Consider the following 19,405-nt stretch of genomic DNA (forward strand, 5'->3'; position numbering starts at 1 on the left):
CAGGACCGTTATGTCGTGGCACACGACCTGTACCAGAGCGGTGCGGAGGCTCAGGCGCACGACGCGGAGGTGTACTACCGGTCGTGCAGGGGATGCGAGTCGGAGCTCCGGGCGGTCGTCGAGTATCCCGACGGTCCGCGGACCCTGCCTGACCTGCCGTCGATCAGCTTCGACAGGGATGGTCTGCCGAAGGGCCGATGGGTCGTGGCGCCGCCCCCGTACGACGGTACGTTCCAGGTGCTCTACGATCCCGACGACCCGACCGACCCGGGCACGATCATGACGGTGGACGACGTCGAGGACGAGGTCTACCAGGACGGCCCGCTCGTGACGTGGGTGGTTGTCGGAGCCCTGTTGACGTTCGGCCTCGTGCTGATGCGGCCGACGGTGCGGTCGGCCGTCGAAGCACATCACCGTTTCGGGGCCGCGCGACGCACCATTGATGCCCACCTGGACCTGCTGCACGGGTCAGCCGATGACGACGACGTCCTACGCATGCAGGTGCGCGATGCTGTCGACGGGGCCACCGACCGCAGCCAGGCTCGGCTGCGCCGCGAGCGGATCCGTGACCTGGTGATGGCGGTGGGAATCGTGCTGGTAGCCGTGAGCGTGCTCATGTGGGCGACCAGCGGACGAGAGGCCGTGATCGCCTATCACCTGCAGGACGCTGGTGTGGAGACCAAGGCCTTCGACGCGCTGGTCACCATCGACACCCGGGACGACCGCACCGTGTCCACCAAGGTGTTCGCGGAGGTCCGGGACACCGGCGTCACGGCCGAGTACCACGACGTCGAGCTCGTCGTGCCGGAACGGTACATCGACGAGCAGCTCGAACCCGGCTGGTACTCGAACGTAGAGCCTTACCGGGACGGTTTCGTCGTTGTCCAGGATCCTGAGCAACCCGAGTGGGCAGTGCCGCTGGGAGATCTCGACCACCTCGCCCAGCCGGGCGCGATCGTCTTGCCATCGGCGGTCGGCGTCGTGGGTATCGCGTCGTGCGTCGGGGTACTCGTGTGGCCGGCTCGGCGTCTCAGGCCCGAGTCGGGCGTGCTCTACCGGCGGAGCCAGTGAGATAGAGACTGTGCGCCCGTCCGAAGCCGACGACACGACACGTGAGCTGCGAGCCTCCCGGGCGCTGGCCGCGTGAGCAGGCCACTAGCGTGGGGGCGTTACTGTCGCCCGCACCTGCTCGACGGGACTTCGTGCCGGTCGTGACCTGCCACGCCGTACTCTGAGCCCCATGTCGGACGACGGGCATCAGTTCCAGGCCGAGCTGAGCGCCGCCCACAAGGCTGTTGGTGAGCACCGACGACTCAGCGAACGCCTCGGTGTGGTCCAGTCAACGCTCGCCGAGGCCCGGGACGAGTTCGCGCAGGCAACGGAAGTGCTCGTCGCTGAGACTGCCGAGGTCCGGAAGCTCGAGAGCCTGAGCCTCACCCGGATCTGGGCAGCCCTGCGCGGCAAGCGTGCCGACCAGCTCACCGCCAGACGGTCTGAGCAGGATGCCGCCAAAGCTCGAGTAGCGGCGGCGCGCGCCGTGGTCGACACCTGGGAGAGGGAACTCTCGGCAGCGCGTGCAGGCCTCGAAGGCCTTGGCGACGTCGACACCTGGCACGCCGCCGCGCTCGCGGCCAAGGAAACCTGGGCGATTCAGGTCGGAGCGCACGGCGCCGGGGAACTGCGGCAGCTCTCGAAGCAGACCGACGCACTCCGTCTGGAGCTGACGGAGCTTCGTGAGGTAGCCGGCGCTATCGACCACGCACGCACGGCACTGACCGCCGCGCTGCACCATCTCGACCGCTCCGGGTCGTTGGCCGTGGATGAACGTCGGGCACGGGCCTGGCCCCACAGCAACTCGTTCATCCTCTCTGACGGGCGCAAGGCCGACGAGATGGACCAGGCTGTCGGGCTGATGCGGAAGGCTGGCGCGTCTCTCCACGTGCTCTCGCGGCAGATGGACGGCCTGGGATACGAGCGCTTCGAGCAGCTGATGGCTCACGAATTCATCGGGACGTTCGATTTCTTGTTCGACAACCGTTTCAACAACGAGCTCTTCATGAATCGTCTCGAAGATACCCTCGACCGAGTGCATGGGGCTCTGGGTGCCGTCGAACAGGCGCACCAGAGCACCGATTTGCGGATCGTCGAGCTCGGTGCGCTGCTCGCAGATCTCGATCAGCGGCGGGAGCGACTGCTGATGAGCATGTGATCGGCGGAGTCAGGAAAAGCTTCACTTCCGGAGCTTCTCAGGTGGCATCGTGAGCCGATGAGCGAGCCCCAGGTGCGACCCGCGGTCTTGGACGACGCCGAGGCGATCGCCGTCGTGCACCACACCTCCTGGGTGCAGACCTACTCCGGCCTGCTCCCGGCCGAGCACTGGGAGAGCGACACCGTCGAGCGACGCGCGCGGCGGTGGCACGAGCGACTGTCCGACGACGGCCTGGGGGACCTCGCGGTGGCCGTCGTCGACGAGCAGGTGGTGGGCTTCGCCAAGGCTGGCCCCACGCGGAGGAAGAAGAGCGTCCCGTTGCCGGTCCGGATGAGCTCGTTGCGGTCGCCCAACCGACCTGGAGCATGCGGCGGCCGTCCACGCGCGGTGCTCAGTCCCACCAGAACACCCAGGCATTGATCCCGATGAGAGCGGCCGCGTACTGATCGATCGTGTCGTAACCGCCTTGCCACAGGTTGTCCGGACAGAAGGCGAAGTGCTCGAGTGACACGGCCAGAGCGTGCGCCAGATCCTGGGGCGGGTGGGCGACTGACAGCCAGAGCTTGTCGGTCCCAAGCCCGACCACGTGTGCCCCGAAGCGGTCGCCCCAGGACGTCAGTGCGGCGGAGATCAGCTCCGTGTCGTTGGTGTGGTTGCACGGGCCGTCCCAGCCGGCGAGTGTCAATGCACTGGCACCGTCTCGAGCGGGGATCAGGCCGAGACGCCACCGACGTGGTCGACCGTGGAAGTCCACGTCGTCCTGGAGATGCGCAGCGTACTGGTCAGCCATGGCGAGAGGGCTGCCGTCGCCCGTGCCTGGTGATGCGAGCCCCGGCCATGGGCCGGACGGCCACTCGTCCTCCGGTATCTCTTCATCGTCATCTTCTTCGGGTTCGCGATCGGCCTGAAGCTGGTCCCATAGCGTGCGCAGGGCCGTCTCGGGATCCGTGGCGTCCAGCACATCGATGGTCTCCGGGAAGGACCACCGGTCATCCCAGGCACGGTCGTCATCGTGCTCGAGCAGCACCGGGTACAGGCCTGACTGCTCATGTTCCTGCCGCAGCCGGGTCCACGCCTCGCCGGCGTCATCGACGGGCGCGTCGGACATCCACAGCAACGCTTTGCCGCGAGGCGCGGTGCGGTTCTGGCCGTGATCGGCTGCCCGGAGGAGCTGACCGGGCGGGAGCCTGTCGGGCAGTGCTGGGAAGTCAGTGTGGGTCACGGCCTGAACCGTAGTCGGCACCTCTGACGTTGACGTGCGGCAGCTGCGGCGTCGGCCGGCTCCACGCTGAACGCCTGCGACGCGATGCCTACGAGTGTGCTCGCCGCGGCCAGGCAACGCGGGAGTCACTGCGTTGAGGTGCTGGCCAGTCAGCGGGCTCCAGGCCGAGGAGCGTCAGCACATGCAGGTCGTGGCGGGCACTATCGTCAGGGCCAAAGATGAATTGGTTGTCATCCAACTGCTGTCACCCGTGCCCCTCGCTGGACATCGTTCTAAGGAGCCCTTCATGAGTGCATACGTCGTGTTCTTCAAAGAGAGCACTCACGACCAGGCTGAGGTTGACGCCTATCTGGCGAGTGTCGGAGAGACATTTGAGGGGCATCCAGCGAAGATCCTCGCCGCCTATGGCGAACAGCAGGTGCTTGAAGGCGCTGCACCCGAGGGCGTGGTGGTGATCGAGTTCCCGACCGCAGCCGACGCGCGAAAGTGGTACGACAGCCCTGCGTACCAAGCCGCGGCCGAGCATCGCTTCAAGGGCGCAACCTTCCGCGTCGTTCTCGTGGAAGGGGCCTGAAAGCAGGTCGGTGAGCATCGTTCGCTGCTTCAGGCGCCGACATGCCCGAACGCGACGAGGTCACCATTCGGCGTCCCTCCCGAAACGTGCATGGAATCGTGCCAGCGTCTGAGAGTCTGAACGCTCCAGATGGATCTGCGAGAACTACTGAAATCGGAGTGCACGTGCAGGACGTTCTGTTGATGGTTGGCATACTGCTGCTGATCGGGGGCGTTGCCACGATGCTCCGCATCCGGTCATCGGATCGAGCAGCGCAGAGCTCGGGGATCCTGAGGTGGATACCCGTGGCGCTGTTCGCGTCCGCGGCAGCCGCGGTCGCGGTCGCAGCGTTTCTCTAGTCCGCGCCGGACGCGGGTCCCGGCCGCCGGCGATGACCAGGTCGGCGTGTGACGTCATCAGCAGTTTCAAGTGATCGGATACACAGTCAGCCTGGAACCTGTGGTCTCAAGCTCTCTGTCGTCTCAAGCTCGCGGCCACCAGCCGTGCACAGGGGCTCGAAATGGCGCACCAGTGGGAACGCGGCAATGGCACCCTGGGGTGCCCGGTCGCGTGGGTCTACCGGTGGTCGGCGCAGTACTCGACGTGGAGCTCGCCCCAGGCGTTGCGGCGGTTCTTGTCCGACGAGGCAGAGGGCGTTGCACCGATCCCGATCTCGGCGCAGCAATGGGTGCCGGGGCTGGCTGCCATGTGGGCGGGACAGTCCTCGACCAGGCCGCGCAGTTGGTCCGCCTGCAGCTCGAACGCCGTACGGCTGCCGATCAGGAAGAGCGTGTCGGCGGCGGTCGCGAACCGCAGGTGGTCATGTTTCTCCCGCCAGCGCGATTCCTCGTAGTCGGCCTCGCTGAGGTCCGGGAACGGGCGCTCGGGCAGGACGGCGGTGTGCGGGCGGGGCTGGCGGACCTGTGCCCGGGCCTGTTTCCATGCCGCGACGGGAAGGCCGAGGCTGTGATGCATCAGCACCAGATCGAGCCGCCGGCCGTAGCAGCTGCCGCACGACGTCGCCGTCTGGCGTAGCGGCAACCACACGACCGTCCGCGGGGACCGGGCGGCGAGCCACCAGGCCGCTGCGAGATCGATGGCCGACGGCTTGTCGACGAGCATCTGGTGGGACCGGTAGCCCGTCGACAGCGGCGCGTGCTTCGGCGGCTGAGCCGGGCGCACCACACGGAACTTCCGCCCGCCCACGGCGACGTCGGCCGTGAGCGTGCGCCAGGCAATTCCGGGCAGCTTCATCAGGCCGCAACCGGCGTGGGTGTTGCGCCGATGACCTGGGCGACATCGTCGGGAAGGGGGTAGGGGCTCTCCGGCGGAAGCACGGCGGGGACAGCGTCCGGATCGGAGCGCAGCAGGCCGTGCAGGTGGTGCACCTGCTCGGTGACGTCGTCGATCCCGACGATCCACTCGTCGACGTACGCGCTGACAGCGCTACCGCCGAGCCCGACCTGTAGTGACCGGTGCGGCAAGGGGCTGCCGGACGATGTCCGCTCGGGGTCCCACTGCACGCGCACCTCGGACTGGCGCTTGCGTGCGGTCCAGGCCGCGGCGTCGTGGTACACCGACCGGTCGAAGTGCGACAGGCATGAGGCCGCCAGCGCTTCCTCGAACCCGGCGCGGGTGATCCGGACTGCCAAGACGCGCTCCTGGCCGGGTTTGGTCGCCCAGCCGGAGCGATACATCATCCATAGGAACGACGGTTTGATCCAGGTCATCCGCTCGCGCTTGAACGGTGGCACGAACATCCCGGCCGCCAGGGCGGCGTCAGCGATCGCGGGTGGGTAGGCCTGGTAGACGACGACCGCGCCGTCGTCGAACACGGCACGTACCTGCCGTTGTGGGATCTCGAGCATGGGCGCGACCGTATCGACGGTCTTACGTGGGACGCCACGGCTTTCTCTGGGCTACGGCTCAGTTCCAGGTCATCCCAACGGACCCGCAGTCCGAAGCATTCTCGTCAGCGCGGATGGCAGCGGTGTTGTTGGCGAGGACTTCGAGGTAGACGCAAAGCAGCACGGTGACGTGGACGGCCCAGTCAAGAACCAAAGGTCGTGAAGCGAAGCCACCTCATGCTGGCGGTCCGGGGTGATAGCTGCGGCAGCGGAACCGGACACGCGGTCGCATACGTATAGAGATGGACCGAGCGGTCGCTAGGTTCGTGCACTTCTGCATCGAGGCCGATACAGACGCCGCAGTTCACGGTGCCATGAAGACCGCAGGCCGCGGCTCTGAAAGGATGCCGACAGCGAGTGTGGCGAGCCTCGGACAGATGACGTCGATAATGGTTCGAACTCGCTTTATTCGCTCCCGTAAGCGGATCTGGAGACAACACATGGCGATCGCTCTGTACAACACTCTGACGAGGCGCGTCGAGCCGCTTGAGCCGATGACGCCGGGTGTCGTGCGGATGTTCGTCTGTGGGCCCACCGTGTACGACCTCGCGCATGTCGGGCATGCGAAGACGTACACCCAGTTCGACTTCCTCGCCCGCTACCTTCGGGCTCGCGGCTTCGAGGTGACGTATGCGCAGAACATCACCGACATCGACGACAAGATCATCCGACGGGCCGCCGAGTCGGGCCGCGATCCGCGTGATCTTGCGGCTGAGTTCGAGAACGCTTACCGGCAGGACATGGACGCGCTCGGGAACACGAGCGTGGACGTCTACGCACGCGCCCTTGATCACATCGATGAGATCGTCGCCCAGGTCCAAGCGCTCATCGAGCGCGGGCACGCCTATCAACTGGACGATGGGTGGTACTTCGACCTGTCGACATACTCCGGTTACGGAAAGCTGTCTGGACGGACCGAGGTCGCCGAGGAAGACTCCGTCGCCCGGATCGACGAGAACGACGCCAAGCGCAACCGTGGGGACTTCGCGCTCTGGAAGGCGCGCAAGCCAGGCGAGCCCTTCTGGGACACGCCGCTTGGCCCAGGTCGCCCCGGCTGGCATATCGAAGACACCGCGATCACCGAAGCCTTGTTCGGTCCTCAGTACGATCTGCACGGCGGTGCGGTCGACCTGATCTTCCCGCACCACGAGGCGGAGATCGCTCAGATGGAAGCGGCCTCGGGCAAGGAACCACTCGTACGCCACTGGGTACACACAGGCCTGCTTCGGGTCGACGGCGCGAAGATGTCCAAGAGCTCGGGCAACTTCCTCACGATCCGTGACGCACTTGCCATGGGGGACTACCGGACGCTGCGGTACGCATTCCTGTCCCAGCACTACCGCTCGTCAATGGAGCTCTCGGCGACCGTCCTGGAGCAGGCACGCGGCGCACGCCGCAGGGTGGAGAACCTGGCCCGTCAGATCGACCGTTCCATCGATGAGCCGACCGCGACGGTCGACGTCGCGGAGACCACCTGGGCGACGATGATCGAACGTCTTGACGGCGACCTCGACACACCGGCGGCCCTGGCCGCGCTCTTCGAGTACGTCCGTGAGCAGAACCGCAGTTCCCATCGGCCGGGACCGTCTGCCGAGCGGCTTCTTCAACGGGTCAACGACGTGTTCGACACCTTCGACCTGGCGACACGCACCGTCGACGACTCCGAGATCGAGGCCGCGCTCGCGCGTCGCACAGAGCTCCGAAAGGCACGTGACTTCGCTGGTGCCGACCAGATCCGCGACGCACTGACGGGCAAGGGAATCGTGATCGAAGACACCACCAGCGGCACCCGCTGGTGGCTGGCCGACGCCGTCTCCGGGGGCTAACTCAACCGGCTCGATGTCGTGCCCGATCCAGGTCTCTGCCGAGCCAGGCGGAGACCCTCGCGATTGCGGATTGTGCGCCCGGTCGCTCGGCGGCAGCCGCGAGAACGGCTGCCGCCGAGGAACGGTCGGCGGCGGTCGGCGCTGCGACCAGAGTTCCGAAAAGGTCGAAGACGACGGCCCGGAACTTCCCTTCGGCACCGCCGACCATGGAACTAGCCGGCGATCTTGGCTAGCTTGCGTCCGACCTTGAGGAAGACCTCGCCAGCCGTCGTGTCGATCCCCGCGAGCACCGTCGCCAGGCTCTTGCGGGCGTCGTCCAGCGTCAGCGTCGTCTGCTCCTGCCCGTCATCGGCCTCGACGACGATCCGCAGACCGTTCTGCTCTGCGACGCGACGCACGTCGCCGTTCGACTTCGCGAAACCGAGACTCTTCACGGCCTCGATGACCGGGAGGTCAAGGTCAGCCACGACCGGGAGATCGGAGACGTCGCTGAAGGAGCGCTTCGAGAACCGGGCGGCGAACTCCTCACGGGCCTTCATCGCGGCGTCGACGCCGTGGATCGCAGCGGTGACCTCGCCTGCGAGGATCTTCTTCAGGTCCATCGGATGCAGTGTCCCGGCCTCGAACCGCTGGGTGATGACCGTGAGCTCGGAGTCGGTCCATTCCGACAGTGCGCGGAAGTAGGGCTCGACCAACCGGTCCGGCACCGACATGAGCTTGCCGAAGATCTCGCCGGCAGGGGCTGCGACCGGCACGTAGTTGCCCTGGGACTTGGACATCTTCGCACCCGTGCCGTCGGTGCCTTCGATGAGCGAGGTCGCCACGACGATCTCGGGGGTCTGGCCGCTGATCTCCATGACCTTGCGGCCCATCTGCATGTTGAGGAACTGGTCGATCCCGCCGATCTCCAGGTCGCAGTCGATCTCGACCGAGTCCAAGGCCATGACAACGGAGTAGATCAGCTCGGCCACCGACAGTCCCTGGCCAGCCTCGAGCCGCTTGCGGAAGTCCTCGCGCTGCAGCGGCATCGAGACCGGGATCTTCGCGAGGATCTCGATAATCTGTGGAAGCTTCACGTCGCGCAGCCAGTCGCCGTTGTAGCGGAACTGGGCGTGAGAGAAGTCGAAGAACGGGGTGACCTGATCCTTGTAGGTCGTCAGGTTCCGGGCGATGTCCTCGTCGGTCAGCGCAGGACGCTCGTCGGATCGCCCTGAGGGGTCGCCTATCTTCGCGGTGACGTCGCCGACGATGAAGACGACCTGGTGCCCCATCCGCTGGAAGCGGGACAGCAGCATCATCGGCACGGCGTGGCCGAGATGGACCTCGGAGCCAGTCGGGTCGATGCCGAACTTCGCGATGAACTTCCGGTCCTCGGCAGCCGCCTTGGCGAGGCGCTCGGCGAGCGCGGCCGTGGTCGGCTGGAGCTGCTGGGTGCGGACCGCGATCAACTCGGCCTGCTCGGTCGGCGAGAGGTCCGACAGGTCCATCGTGCGGCGGGCCGTGGTCTCGGTGAGCAGGTCGGTGACCGCCTGATAGTCGGCCAGGTCCGCTCCGCGCAGTAGCGTGGTGGCGGTCTGGACGGACTGGGCGAGGCGGGTCATGGTCGTCTGCTGCTCCTGAGGTCGGTGGTGAGTTCGTGCTGGTGGAGCCTATCGGCGGGGTGGCCCGGCCGACGTTTGAGATCGATCATGGGGAGCCTTGCCGCCGTGTGCCGTCTTCGAGGAGTATCCGCGCAGCATCGCGAGCTGAGAATGCACGCGTGATGGCCATCCGCCCGCGGACGACTCGGCGCGTCACTGGTGCCCTGCCTCGGGCCAGTTGATCGTGAGCGTGCCGTGTGAGCGTGGCAGGACCGCCACTGACGATGAGACATCGTCGTCTGGCTCGGTACCGACGGGCCACCACTTGAAGAGCGGATCAGCGCCGCGGTGGTGGGCTCCGTAGCGGGCGATCGTGTCCGCGAGCCGTCGGGTGAGTAGGGCCGCGTCGGGGCCCTTCCCGATCGCGCCGACCTCGAGTGTGGTCTCTGTGGCGGGGCGGCGGTGCAGGGCAGCGAACGATGCCCCGTTGACGAGAGCCGGGTAGAACGACATGTCCGAGCCGCGGTCTGCGGGGTCCTCGGCTTCCATCGCACAGGCGCCAGGCTGGACCAGGAGGTAGGTGAGCAGGTCGAGCCAGATGGTGCGGTTCTTGTAGATCACTCCGGACCATGCCTCGACCGGGTCGGAGGCCAGGACACGGTCCGATACCCCGAACGACTTGGGGATCTCGTCGGTGAACTTAAACGTGACCGGCTTGCCAAGTCTGCAGTCGGAGCATCCCGCCGCATGTAGAGAGGCAACTCGAACCCGGTCCGGCCTCGGCCGTCGTGCACGCTGCGCCAGTGCGCACGACGGCGGCCGACGTCGCCGCATGGATAGGCGAGACCGGCTTCGCCGGCGGCGAGCTCGATCGCGCGCATGGTCGCCCCGGTGCCAGACGGGATCGGGCTGTGCCGTACCCAGACGCCGTCACGAAGGACCCAGGTGTCGCAACGCGAGATCTCTGAGCGGTCCTCGTGCCAGACCCGCAGAGCCATGGGGCCCGATGCGGTGTGAGCAGCGACCGAGAGCTGCCCCGCGAGCGGTGAGAGCGCATCTGTCCGGATGTCGTCGGGAAGCAGAGAACGGAGGACCGCGATGGCCCCGTGCTGGTCGATGGTGCCGGTGACTTCGTCCGCCGCCTGTCGCACCTCTTCGGAGGCCTGACCCATCGCGACACCGCGGCCGGCCCAGGCAAGCATGCCCAAGTCGTTGTGCCCGTCGCCGACCGCAACCGTTGCGGCGGGCCCGATGCCGAGCTGGGTGCGGAGGCGCTCCAGGGCGGGTGCTTTTCCGGTGCCAGGCGCCGTCAGGTCCAGCCAGTCCTGTCCGCCAGGGATCACCGTCACTCCGGTAGCGGCCAGGGCCTCGACGTGCCGGCTGATGCCCGGCGCGTGCAGTGCGATCCGCGTTGCCGGCATCGCGCACAGGTCCACGACTGGGACGTGCTTCTGCTCGCCGTTCAGCAACTCAGGGTCGAACGGTTCGGACACCTGCCACCCCCATCCGACGTCCTCGACGCCGATCCGGGCCCCGGGCGCAAGGTCGAGAGCACGGCGAACGACAGGTGCAGGGTCGAACCGCTGAGCATGCTGGATCACGTAGCCAGAGGCGACAGCTCGGTCCAGACTCACCGTGAGAGCGCCGTTCGAACACACCGCAAACCCGTCGATCAGGCCGAGCTGCGTGGCGACCGGACTCAGCCCTACGAGAGACCGACCCGTCGCCAGCACCACTTCGTGCCCGGCCGCGCGGGCCAGGTCCAGTGCCGCGACCGTTCCGATCGGCACTCTTCCGTCACGCCCAAGGAGTGTTCCGTCGATGTCCAGGGCGACGAACCGTCTCGGGGTCGTCCGGCTCTGAGTAGTTGCCACTGATCCGTCTCCTGGAGGCTTGTGGAAGTGCGGGAGAAGCTGGTTCTGGCTTGCCCATGACCACAGTTCCTTCCGGATGAATCGGGGACTAGATACCCGGTGTCGCCCTGTCTGTAGGCCATGTGTAGGCCAGAATGACGGGATGGGGATTGGCGATCAGATTCGTATGCGCAGGGCGGAGCTCGGCTGGAGCCAGAGCAGACTGGCCGCGGAGACGTGTCGTACTGCAGGCGTCGATATCGGCACCTTGGGGCGCCAGGAGATCTACCGGTGGGAGAAGGGCAAGCGGACTCCACGTGAGTGGCTTCCCTTCATTGCAAAGGCCGTGGGCCTGACACAGGACGAGCTGACGGCACCGGACGCTCCGGTGGCAGACGGAATCGCCCTGGGGGGCATCTGGCACAGCCGCTACGCGTACGAGAGCACCGGGCGAGGAGCGATCACTCGTCACCACTACGTGGTCATTCGGCAAGATGGCAACAGGCTCTCCGTGGAGAGCCTGCCGGGCTCCAACGACTCTCCCGTGTCGCTGTCGTTCACGGTGCGCGGGCCAATTGCAACCGGTACTTGGACCGAGCACACGGCAGTTGACGGCTATTACCAGGGGGCTGTCTATCACGGCGCGTTGCAGGTCATCGTGGACCCCACGGGACGCAGCATGGCGGGCAGATGGGTCGGGTTCGACAAGGAGTTCCGCGTGGACTCCGGGCCGTGGACACTGAACCTCGTGGATACCGCCACAGATGAGGTGACACGTCAGCGGTACGGCAAGAGCCCCGCGGAACCCGAGGTCAACTGAGGACCAGAGAAGGCAACATGTAGGCCAGACGGACACCGAGAGCTCCCGGTGAAGGTAGTACGTTCGGGGAACGCGCACTCCGTCAGGCGGGACACTCAGCAGTGAAGGAGCCGGAAATGGCAGTAGGTGCGGCTGAACCTAGCCTCGAAGGCATCTGGCTCTCGCAATACAAGTACCGCAGCTCCAGTCGATCCGCGGATCTGGTCGACGAGCACTACCTCGTCGTTCATCATCAAGGTGAGCGGCTGGTCGCCCAGAGCCTGCCACTCGTCTCCGGCTCGCGGGTAAGTCTCGAGCTTGCCCTTGAACCGCCGATCGCGAGCGGAACCTGGCGCGAGACCACGGCTCCGAACGGGCATTACCAGGGGATGACCTACCACGGCGTGCTCCAACTGATCATCGACCCCAGCGAGCGCAGCATGCACGGAATGTGGCTCGGGTTCGGCAGGCGGCTCACGATGAACACGGGCGAGTGGACTCTGACGTGGCAGGAAGCGTCCACCAGCGCCGCTGCTCAGTGAGGCTCGACGGCGGTTGTCCATCTGCGTTTCCTCGACGCATCTCGGGTCGCTCCATACTCTTCCGGGAACAGGTCTCCACCGGAGGTCGCGTGCCATGCACAACCAACGCGGTCGCGAGCCGGCTCAGAGGTGGTTGCTCGCGATTGAAATTCTCTGTGGATTCGCGGTCTGGTTCGGCGTCTTCGTTCTCTTCGGCAACCGCGTCGAAGCCATTGGGTTCATCGTCCCCGTAAGAGAGGGACCCCACCCCGACACCATCTCGGTGTACCGCATCTGGGCACCGGTGACGGGGCGGCGCTGATCGTGATGGTCGTTGCAGCGTTCCGACGCCACGCCCGCTCGCTCTTCCTCGGCCATGCGATCACCACCGTCGTCGCGATCGCCACAATGCTCCTGTTCGCCGTGCCCTCGATCGACTTCCGCTCATTGAACGCCCGGCACCCGTCGAACAGTCTTACGGTCCTGGCTACGAGCCGTGCTACTCCGGCTCGGGCGACTGCCCAGGCGGCTGAGATACCCGACGCTGTCGAGCGTGAGCCATGAGCGGAGCGGCTCGGTCCGCGCGCCGAGTTCATCGACGGGGAGCGTAGTTCCGGTGGCCTGTTGACGTTCGTGGCCCTGCTCGATAGATCACCCACGGCTCACCTCGACCAGGCTGCGGCAGGCGAGGTTCCGGCTGCCAGACTGGCGGCTTCGCTGACGCCCCAAGGAGGCACCGTGCCTGCCACATTCCTGACCTGGAATCCTGCTCGTTCGACGCTGATGGAGCAGGAGTGGACGCAGAGCGCGGCTCTGACGCGGGCGGGTGAACCGGTCAAGTGGTGGTGGTCGGTGGGCAGGCACGTCCACATTCCTCGTGGGCGCCGGGTGTTCCTGCTCCGGCAGGGCTCTGGCCCACGCGGCATCGTCGCCGCCGGCATCACGACGAGCGTCCCGTACCTCGGCGAGCGGGTCGATGGCGAGGAGAAGGCAACCAACCGTGTGGACGTGTCCTGGGATGCGATGATCGTGGACCCACGCGAGCCGCTCTCGGTCCAATACCTTCTCGCCGAGGCCCCTGGAATCCCCTGGAACAACATTCAGGGATCGGGTACCTCGACGGCGGACGACGGCGCCGTCGTCCGGATCGAAGACCTCTGGGCCCGGCGGCTCGCCGACGAGGAGCATCCGGTGGCGCTGCGACGTACCCGTCCCGCAGGTCAGGGTTGGGAGTCCGACAGCGCGGTTCGTCGGGCGATCGAGGACTACGCCCAGGACCTCTTGACGGCGCATTTCGTCGCCGACGGCTGGTCTGTCCAGGACACTCGGGTGGCTCGTCCCTACGACGCCGTCGCCACGCGTGATGACGAGGTCCTGTACCTGGAAGCGAAGGGCACTCGATCAGACGGGACGTCGGTGCTGGTGACGGCGGGTGAGGTGCGCTGGGCCGCGGCGCACAAGGGCCAGTGCCGGATCGGGATCGTCTCGCACATCAAGGTCAGGGACGGTCGAGTGGTTCCCGGTTCGGGGGACCTCGTCGTCCGTGAGTGGAGGCCGAAGTCGAAGGAGCTCAGCCCGACGGCGTACCGGTGGACTCCGCGTACGTAGCTGATCATTACCGAGGGAGTTGCTGTGGTGTCCCCTGCTGACTTCGGCACGGAGTGCATTCTTGCCGCACGCCTGGTCGCACTGCTCGCGTGGGAGGCGGATCGCGTCGCCTCCAAGACCAAGCGAGTCGCGAAGGGGCAGGTGATCGGTGAAGAGATCGCCGCTCAACGTGAGTGGTTCGCGACGGACCAGTCTCTGGACGTCCGCGGTCTGCTCGACCCGAGCCTGACCCGGACCGCCTACTTCGAGACCGCTCGTGAGACGCTCGTCCGCCTCGGAGGCCAGTTCAGCGACGGGCAGCGCAACGCGGTTCTGGTGGAGGTGGCGACGTCGATTCGTTTTCCAAGGAACGGTATCTCATGGGAGGTGGGTCCAGAGGAGGCGATCGCCGAGCAGTTGATGCTGCTCGACGAACGTATGGCGGTCGGACCGGTCCAGATCGTCGCGCGGGCGCACAAGCAGACCGTTGGCCGATTGCGGCGACAATCGCTCAGCAGGGGCACCGGTATTGCGTTCAAGTTCGGCACTGTCGGTATCAGCGCGGCGAGTTTCTTCATCGGGGGGATCCCCGGGGTCGGCGAGGCTATAGGAACGCTGGTGCTGGGCCTGCATGGGGCTGCCGCGACGAGCGCAGGGCTGGCGCTGCTCGGTGGAGGCTCCCTCGCCGCGGGAGGCTTCGGCATGGCAGGAGGGATCCTTGTGCTTGACGTTTCGGGGCACGCAGCCAAGGCCGCATGGGTTGGCGCTACTCACCTTGGTACCCATATCGCGGCGAACTCGCGTGCCCTGTTCCTCCACGAGCTGGCCAAGCTCGATGTCCTGGTCCGGCTCACCGGTAACAGCGCCCTGCAGACGCGGCTCCACCACTCGCTGAGTTCCATGCTGAGCGAGATGGAGGAGGCAGCACGCCCTGTCAGCGAGGCGAGAAAGGACGCGCAGCAGAACTGGCTGCGCGCTCCGGTGTCACCACGGTCGGGCGCGGATGCCGTGACGAGGGTCAAGGAAGCGTCCAATCTTGAGGGGTCTGTCCGAGCGTTGCGAGCCGAGATCGAGCACCTCGATGCGCGCGTCCACGGGCCGGACCTGGACCGGTGGGTTCCGTGGCGTACCAACTTTGATCTGACCGACGCGCTCAAGGTGTAGCACCGCACTGAGGTGAACTACGGATTGCCGTCGCAGAGCCTGGTCGAGACGGGGCCGAACCCCGAATAATGGTGGGATGACGCTGCCGGAGTCCGTGCCGTACGACATCGACCTCGATTCCCTCTTCCGAGTTCCGAAGGGGAAGATGCTGCACGCAAGGGAATGCCAGCACCTGACCGAGAAGTCGCTCGCCGTGCTGGAGCCAGCCACGGAGCTCGATGTGGCCAAGTTCCCGATCTGCTCGTCGTGCCGGGACGCATTGTCGACCGGCGGTCGCGAGCTGTTCTCGTCCTTCGATGTGGCCTTGGAAGCGTTGCCTGTGCCGGTCGAGCACCGGCCAAGGATGCGCAAGATCGTCTCGGGACTGCACCGGGTCCGGATCTGGATCCCAGCGTCGCGCTCGTACATCGCAGTGTCACCCGGAGCTGGAGTATCGGCCTCGGCCTACTTCAATAAGGGCTTCGTCGACGTGCATCAGGAGGACGGCGGCTACAAGCGCGAGTGGATGCCGGGGCACGCCTCGTCGGGAACGAGCTCGAAGGTGTCGCAGGCACCGGAGCCGCTGGTGTGCCCCATCCATTCCGTTCAGCTTCCGGCGACCGGGATCTGCGACGACTGCGAGTGACCCTGGCCAAGTGACCGTCGTCGGTGTCACGTGCAGCGCGGGACACGTCGACTTCAAGCCGTACCAGCTCCGTCCGGTACTCAAGCTGGTCCAGGCCGCTGTCCTCGAATCCTCGTTTCTGATCAGTGCGGGTAAGACGACTGAGGCGTGCCTCGGCCCAAAGGCCTGCAGGCTCGCAAGCGCGCGATGATCTGCTCGAAGCCACCGGTGATCGACGACATGTGAGGCGACGAGCTAAAACGGCTCGACGAAGATTCGCGCACTTGGACAACTTCGCCCAGGTATCGCAGCCCGTTGAACGAGTCTCAATGGCACCATGAGCAGCGTGACTGCCGACGACAACGACTCTGCCTTGGAGCCCATGACGGGCCACGTCGAGCTGGTCAGCGACGGCGACAACATCATCGTCACTGGGAGCCCGATGGCGGTTGAGCGTTTCCTCCACGCGTACGGACTGTTGTCGTCAGCAGAAGCTCTCGGACCGCAGGTACTCGGCAGACTCGCTCGCTTGGGATCCGTTGCCGCCGGGGTCGGCTCCTCGATCGCTGCCGAATCGGGCCGGTGGCTCAAACTGACCGAAGAGTCCGCCGCAGAGCTCGCGGAGATCGGACTCATGGAGACTGATGTGCCAGGCATCAGCTATGCGATGCTCGGCGATCCAGGATCTATTGCGGGATGGCTCAAGGTCGAGTCAGGTCTGGGATCTCTTGTGACCAACCCAGCCGTTCTTGCTGGTGCCGCGGGGATCATGGCTCAGTTCGCCGCTCAGCAAGAGATGAGGGAACTCAAGGCCTACCTTGCCTCTATCGACCGAAAGCTCGACGACGTCCGGCATGCGCAGAAGAACGCTGAGCCGGGCAAACTTATCGGAGCGCGGATAGAGATCGAGCGCGAGCTTGGCGTCCGTGACGTGACGGGACAGGTCGACGAGACCGCATGGTCCGCGGTGCAAGCCCGGGGCCACACTCTCACGGACCTCATTGGCTGGGCGCTGCTCGAACTTGACAGGCTCGCGGGGAAGTTGGAGGACATCTCCCGTGTCGGCGAACTCGCCAAAGCTGCCGAGTCGGCAGAACTCGAAGTCCAGGAACTACTCACTGTCATCGCTGAGTGCCTTGAGCTGCAGGACGCGCTCGACGTCCTGCGGCTCGACCGGGTCCTGGAGGCCTCGCCAGAAGCGCTCGATGGACAACGCCTCGTGCTGCGCACGAATCGCCAGCACCTCCGGGAACGTATTGCCGAGACGACCACTGGCTTCTTGGTGCGCCTGGACGCCGCTGCTGGTATCGCCGAGTCGAACGTGGTGCTGCATCGTGGCCACTCACAGGCCGTCGTCCATTCGACGAACCGGTCGGTGGAAGCCATCGATGCCTTCCACCGACCGCTGAGCATCGAGTCCCTGCGTCAACTGCGGGAACTGGCACGATGGCGCGACGCCGTTCGAGATCCGCAGCAGTTGAAGAACGCCGCTGCGGAGGTTCGGCCGATCGCCCTTAAGGTCGGGGCCGGTCTGGCGGTCGCGTCAGTTGTGGCTCTCGCGGCCAAGCAGGTGCCGAAGGAGGCCGAGTAGGCGTGATGCGGTCACCCAGTTGTGCCATCTGAGCCGGAGAGAACGTGGCAGGTTCGCTGGTGAGCGGCGGTGGCTTCCATGTGGTCGGGATCGTGGGGGTAACCGCCGCTTTTCCGCCCGAACGACACCCTCAGGGCCCGCATCGCCCGTTCGACCGCACCACGGGACGTGCCTGCCAGGCCGTGTGCAGGCGGCGGAGCTTCCGCCGCCCGCACGGGCCCTCCGGAGTCATCTGGCCTGCGCCCGGTGAACTCGTTGAACGTCCACGCCAGATCGCGGACCTTGTCCTCGACGTCGGCGTCGGTGATCTTCCGGTCCGCGATACGAGCCGGACGCTTCCACGTCCGGTAGGTCCTCCCTGCGACCTCCCTGCCCTGCTGGCGCAGGACCCGGAGGATACGCACGACTGCGTAGCCCTGACTCCTCAACTCGTCGATGAACGCGCAGATCAGCGGTTTCGGGGGCCGGGCTGCCCCGGGAAGAAAATCGAGGCCTTCCGCAGGATCTCGTTGTCTTCCCGCAACTGCTTGAACTCGGCCTTCAAGCGTGGACCTCGGCGGACTCCTCACGGGTGACACCGGGCCGGGTTCCGTCGTCGACGTCGGCCTGAGCCAGCCAACGCCGCACCGGCTCCTTCGATGCACCTTACGAGGCCGGCACAGGGCTGGACGTGGACGGACGCGAGGAACTGGTCGTCGGGAAGCGGTGACCACATCGGGGTAGCCACTGCTTCCGCGGTCGAAATGGGCGCGGTAATAGCCGCCAGAGGCAGGTTTGCCCGATACGATCGGCCCAGATTGTTCGCCTTGCGCCAGTTGATCACCCAACTCAGAGCCGCACCTCCAGGGGGAGTCCACTTGTCGTTCGTGCCCCGCGAATCCGTCCGTTTCGGTCTCGATCATCTCGCCATCCGTCTCGACCCGATCATCGGCCAAGGTCTCGCGGCCGACCTGAACGGGCTCCCGTGGACTGTCGTCCTAACCGAGCTCGATCGTTCGCGAGGCAAGCAGCCGCGCGACTACAACGCGAAGGACGTCCAGTGCCAGTTGCGGATGCTGAGTGAGAGGCTCGGGAACCTCGGCTATCCGTTCGACAACCACGCCCGCCTGGTCAGCACCCTTGCGAACGAGTTGCGCATCGTCCGCAACGCGGAGAAGCACTACGACGAACTCACGACCATGGACGCTTGGCGTGCGCATGACACCTGCGTTCGTCTCCTGACCCACTTCGAGGACGTTCCCGGTGCTGAGGTCGCCGCCTCCTTTCGTGACGAGGCAATCGCAGCGGTCGTCGCTGAATCAGGGACCCCTGTTAGCCCGGTGGCCCACAACGACGCGCTCGGAGCTGTGAAGGTCGAAGAGGTTCTCCCCGAACCGATCGACGGCGCGAATGTCGACGACGAGTATGTTGCGCCATCGGAGGACGTCCTCACCCGAGCAGATGGCAATGACACCCCGACGATCGGCACTGAGCGCTCGATGTTTGAGCCGTGGGTCCCGGTAGTGGTCGGCGAAGTCGGCATGCTGGACAACGTGGCGCGCAAGGTAAACAAGGATCGGGTGCGTGCTGTCGCAACCGAGATTGCTGAGTTCGAGGGGCCGATTCACATCGACCGCCTCATCACTCTGGTAGCTGCGTCCTTCGAGGTTCCCCGCTTGACGACAAAGCGTCGTCAGAAGGTCGACCGTCAGGTACGCCAGCTCGACCTTTATCTCGACGCTGACCTGTTCCTCTGGCCCAGCAGTATCGACCGTGACTCCTGGACGGAGTTCCGGCCGAACATCAGTACGACGAACCGCGAGTTCCTCCACATCAGCCCAGTCGAGATCGCCAACGCCTCCCGCTTCATCGAGAAGCGGTCGCCTGCCATCACGTCCGACGAGCTCGATGTGGACACTCTTCGTACCTTCGGACGCAAGAGGCGTACCAAGGCTGTCGCTACACACCTCGAATCGGCTCGAATGCTGGCAGAATCCTGACCGTCGAGTG

At 65.9% G+C, this 19,405-nt stretch carries 19 protein-coding genes; 12 read left to right on the forward strand and 7 right to left on the reverse strand.

Annotated elements, in window-relative coordinates:
• Positions 1-15: 15 nt before the first annotated feature.
• From LUM46_RS05500 to LUM46_RS05510, 3 genes are all read left to right on the forward strand, one after another.
• The gene (locus tag LUM46_RS05500) at positions 16-1,071 is read left to right on the forward strand and encodes a hypothetical protein (RefSeq protein ID WP_274992775.1); all 1,056 of its coding nucleotides are present in this window, start codon (positions 16-18) and stop codon (positions 1,069-1,071) included.
• Between the two features lie 169 nt (positions 1,072-1,240).
• On the forward strand, positions 1,241-2,209 hold the full coding sequence (locus tag LUM46_RS05505) for a hypothetical protein (protein ID WP_274992776.1): 969 nt from the start codon (positions 1,241-1,243) through the stop codon (positions 2,207-2,209).
• 57 nt (positions 2,210-2,266) lie between these two features.
• A complete protein-coding gene (locus LUM46_RS05510; protein ID WP_274992777.1) occupies positions 2,267-2,629 on the forward strand; it encodes a GNAT family N-acetyltransferase in 363 nt (120 codons plus the stop codon).
• Here the strand turns inward: LUM46_RS05510 and LUM46_RS05515 are convergent.
• On the reverse strand, positions 2,601-3,431 hold the full coding sequence (locus LUM46_RS05515) for a DUF4253 domain-containing protein (protein ID WP_274992778.1): 831 nt from the start codon (positions 3,429-3,431) through the stop codon (positions 2,601-2,603). The genes LUM46_RS05510 and LUM46_RS05515 overlap by 29 nt on opposite strands.
• 286 nt (positions 3,432-3,717) lie before the next feature.
• Between LUM46_RS05515 and LUM46_RS05520 the strand changes: the two genes are divergently transcribed.
• Positions 3,718-4,005: a DUF1330 domain-containing protein gene (locus LUM46_RS05520; RefSeq protein ID WP_274992779.1), complete on the forward strand. Its 288-nt coding sequence runs from the start codon at positions 3,718-3,720 to the stop codon at positions 4,003-4,005.
• 555 nt (positions 4,006-4,560) lie between these two features.
• Here LUM46_RS05520 and LUM46_RS05525 read toward each other — a convergent pair.
• Positions 4,561-5,238, reverse strand: coding sequence for a hypothetical protein (locus LUM46_RS05525; protein WP_274992780.1), 678 nt, complete (start codon positions 5,236-5,238; stop codon positions 4,561-4,563).
• Positions 5,238-5,852 (reverse strand): DUF4291 domain-containing protein, encoded by a 615-nt coding sequence (locus LUM46_RS05530; protein WP_274992781.1) that lies wholly within the window; start codon positions 5,850-5,852, stop codon positions 5,238-5,240. The genes LUM46_RS05525 and LUM46_RS05530 overlap by 1 nt, the downstream gene beginning before the upstream one ends.
• Before the next feature lie 479 nt (positions 5,853-6,331).
• Between LUM46_RS05530 and cysS the strand changes: the two genes are divergently transcribed.
• The gene (gene cysS / locus LUM46_RS05535; protein ID WP_274992782.1) at positions 6,332-7,717 is read left to right on the forward strand and encodes a cysteine--tRNA ligase; all 1,386 of its coding nucleotides are present in this window, start codon (positions 6,332-6,334) and stop codon (positions 7,715-7,717) included.
• A 212-nt stretch (positions 7,718-7,929) separates the two neighbouring features.
• On the opposite strand, the gene tyrS is transcribed toward cysS, so the two are convergent.
• The 3 genes from tyrS to LUM46_RS05550 all read right to left on the reverse strand — a co-directional run bounded on the left by tyrS (position 7,930) and on the right by LUM46_RS05550 (position 11,171).
• On the reverse strand, positions 7,930-9,318 hold the full coding sequence (tyrS, locus tag LUM46_RS05540; protein WP_274992783.1) for a tyrosine--tRNA ligase: 1,389 nt from the start codon (positions 9,316-9,318) through the stop codon (positions 7,930-7,932).
• Positions 9,319-9,510: 192 nt separating this feature from the next.
• Positions 9,511-9,918, reverse strand: a complete 408-nt coding sequence (locus LUM46_RS05545) for a class I SAM-dependent methyltransferase (RefSeq protein WP_274992784.1) — start codon at positions 9,916-9,918, stop codon at positions 9,511-9,513.
• Positions 9,915-11,171, reverse strand: a complete 1,257-nt coding sequence (locus tag LUM46_RS05550) for an HAD family hydrolase (RefSeq protein ID WP_274992785.1) — start codon at positions 11,169-11,171, stop codon at positions 9,915-9,917. Before LUM46_RS05550 ends, LUM46_RS05545 begins: the two co-directional genes overlap by 4 nt.
• A 142-nt stretch (positions 11,172-11,313) precedes the next feature.
• Here LUM46_RS05550 and LUM46_RS05555 point away from each other — a divergent pair, with 142 nt between their 5' ends.
• From LUM46_RS05555 to LUM46_RS05580, 6 genes are all read left to right on the forward strand, one after another.
• Positions 11,314-11,970: a helix-turn-helix transcriptional regulator gene (locus LUM46_RS05555; protein ID WP_274992786.1), complete on the forward strand. Its 657-nt coding sequence runs from the start codon at positions 11,314-11,316 to the stop codon at positions 11,968-11,970.
• Positions 11,971-12,086: 116 nt separating this feature from the next.
• On the forward strand, positions 12,087-12,491 hold the full coding sequence (locus LUM46_RS05560) for a hypothetical protein (RefSeq protein ID WP_274992787.1): 405 nt from the start codon (positions 12,087-12,089) through the stop codon (positions 12,489-12,491).
• A 717-nt stretch (positions 12,492-13,208) separates the two neighbouring features.
• Positions 13,209-14,078 carry a protein NO VEIN domain-containing protein gene (locus tag LUM46_RS05565; RefSeq protein WP_274992788.1) on the forward strand — a complete coding sequence of 290 codons (870 nt, stop codon included), beginning with the start codon at positions 13,209-13,211 and terminating at the stop codon, positions 14,076-14,078.
• 27 nt (positions 14,079-14,105) lie between these two features.
• Positions 14,106-15,221 carry a hypothetical protein gene (locus LUM46_RS05570; RefSeq protein WP_274992789.1) on the forward strand — a complete coding sequence of 372 codons (1,116 nt, stop codon included), beginning with the start codon at positions 14,106-14,108 and terminating at the stop codon, positions 15,219-15,221.
• A 76-nt stretch (positions 15,222-15,297) separates the two neighbouring features.
• Positions 15,298-15,846, forward strand: a complete 549-nt coding sequence (locus LUM46_RS05575; protein WP_274992790.1) for a hypothetical protein — start codon at positions 15,298-15,300, stop codon at positions 15,844-15,846.
• A gap of 325 nt (positions 15,847-16,171) precedes the next feature.
• Complete coding sequence (locus LUM46_RS05580) at positions 16,172-17,416, forward strand: hypothetical protein (RefSeq protein ID WP_274992791.1); 1,245 nt, start codon at positions 16,172-16,174, stop codon at positions 17,414-17,416.
• An 11-nt stretch (positions 17,417-17,427) separates the two neighbouring features.
• Here LUM46_RS05580 and LUM46_RS05585 read toward each other — a convergent pair whose 3' ends face one another.
• The gene (locus tag LUM46_RS05585; protein WP_274992792.1) at positions 17,428-17,820 is read right to left on the reverse strand and encodes a hypothetical protein; all 393 of its coding nucleotides are present in this window, start codon (positions 17,818-17,820) and stop codon (positions 17,428-17,430) included.
• Between the two features lie 462 nt (positions 17,821-18,282).
• On the opposite strand from LUM46_RS05585, the gene LUM46_RS05590 reads away from it, so the two are divergent.
• Positions 18,283-19,395 (forward strand): DUF3320 domain-containing protein, encoded by a 1,113-nt coding sequence (locus LUM46_RS05590; RefSeq protein WP_274993077.1) that lies wholly within the window; start codon positions 18,283-18,285, stop codon positions 19,393-19,395.
• The last annotated feature ends 10 nt before the right edge of the window (positions 19,396-19,405 follow it).

The sequence above is a fragment of the Promicromonospora iranensis genome, assembly GCF_028994805.1.
Taxonomy (GTDB): Bacteria; Actinomycetota; Actinomycetes; order Actinomycetales; family Cellulomonadaceae; genus Promicromonospora; species Promicromonospora iranensis.

Bases quoted from the DNA above. Each gene is read 5' to 3' on its own strand.
- LUM46_RS05505 (WP_274992776.1), top strand. From the start codon at position 1,241: ATGTCGGACGACGGGCATCAGTTCCAGGCCGAGCTGAGCGCCGCCCAC.
- LUM46_RS05510 (WP_274992777.1), top strand. From the start codon at position 2,267: ATGAGCGAGCCCCAGGTGCGACCCGCGGTCTTGGACGACGCCGAGGCG.
- LUM46_RS05520 (WP_274992779.1), top strand. From the start codon at position 3,718: ATGAGTGCATACGTCGTGTTCTTCAAAGAGAGCACTCACGACCAGGCT.
- LUM46_RS05525 (WP_274992780.1), bottom strand. From the start codon at position 5,238: ATGAAGCTGCCCGGAATTGCCTGGCGCACGCTCACGGCCGACGTCGCC.
- LUM46_RS05530 (WP_274992781.1), bottom strand. From the start codon at position 5,852: ATGCTCGAGATCCCACAACGGCAGGTACGTGCCGTGTTCGACGACGGC.
- cysS (WP_274992782.1), top strand. From the start codon at position 6,332: ATGGCGATCGCTCTGTACAACACTCTGACGAGGCGCGTCGAGCCGCTT.
- tyrS (WP_274992783.1), bottom strand. From the start codon at position 9,318: ATGACCCGCCTCGCCCAGTCCGTCCAGACCGCCACCACGCTACTGCGC.
- LUM46_RS05555 (WP_274992786.1), top strand. From the start codon at position 11,314: ATGGGGATTGGCGATCAGATTCGTATGCGCAGGGCGGAGCTCGGCTGG.
- LUM46_RS05560 (WP_274992787.1), top strand. From the start codon at position 12,087: ATGGCAGTAGGTGCGGCTGAACCTAGCCTCGAAGGCATCTGGCTCTCG.
- LUM46_RS05575 (WP_274992790.1), top strand. From the start codon at position 15,298: ATGACGCTGCCGGAGTCCGTGCCGTACGACATCGACCTCGATTCCCTC.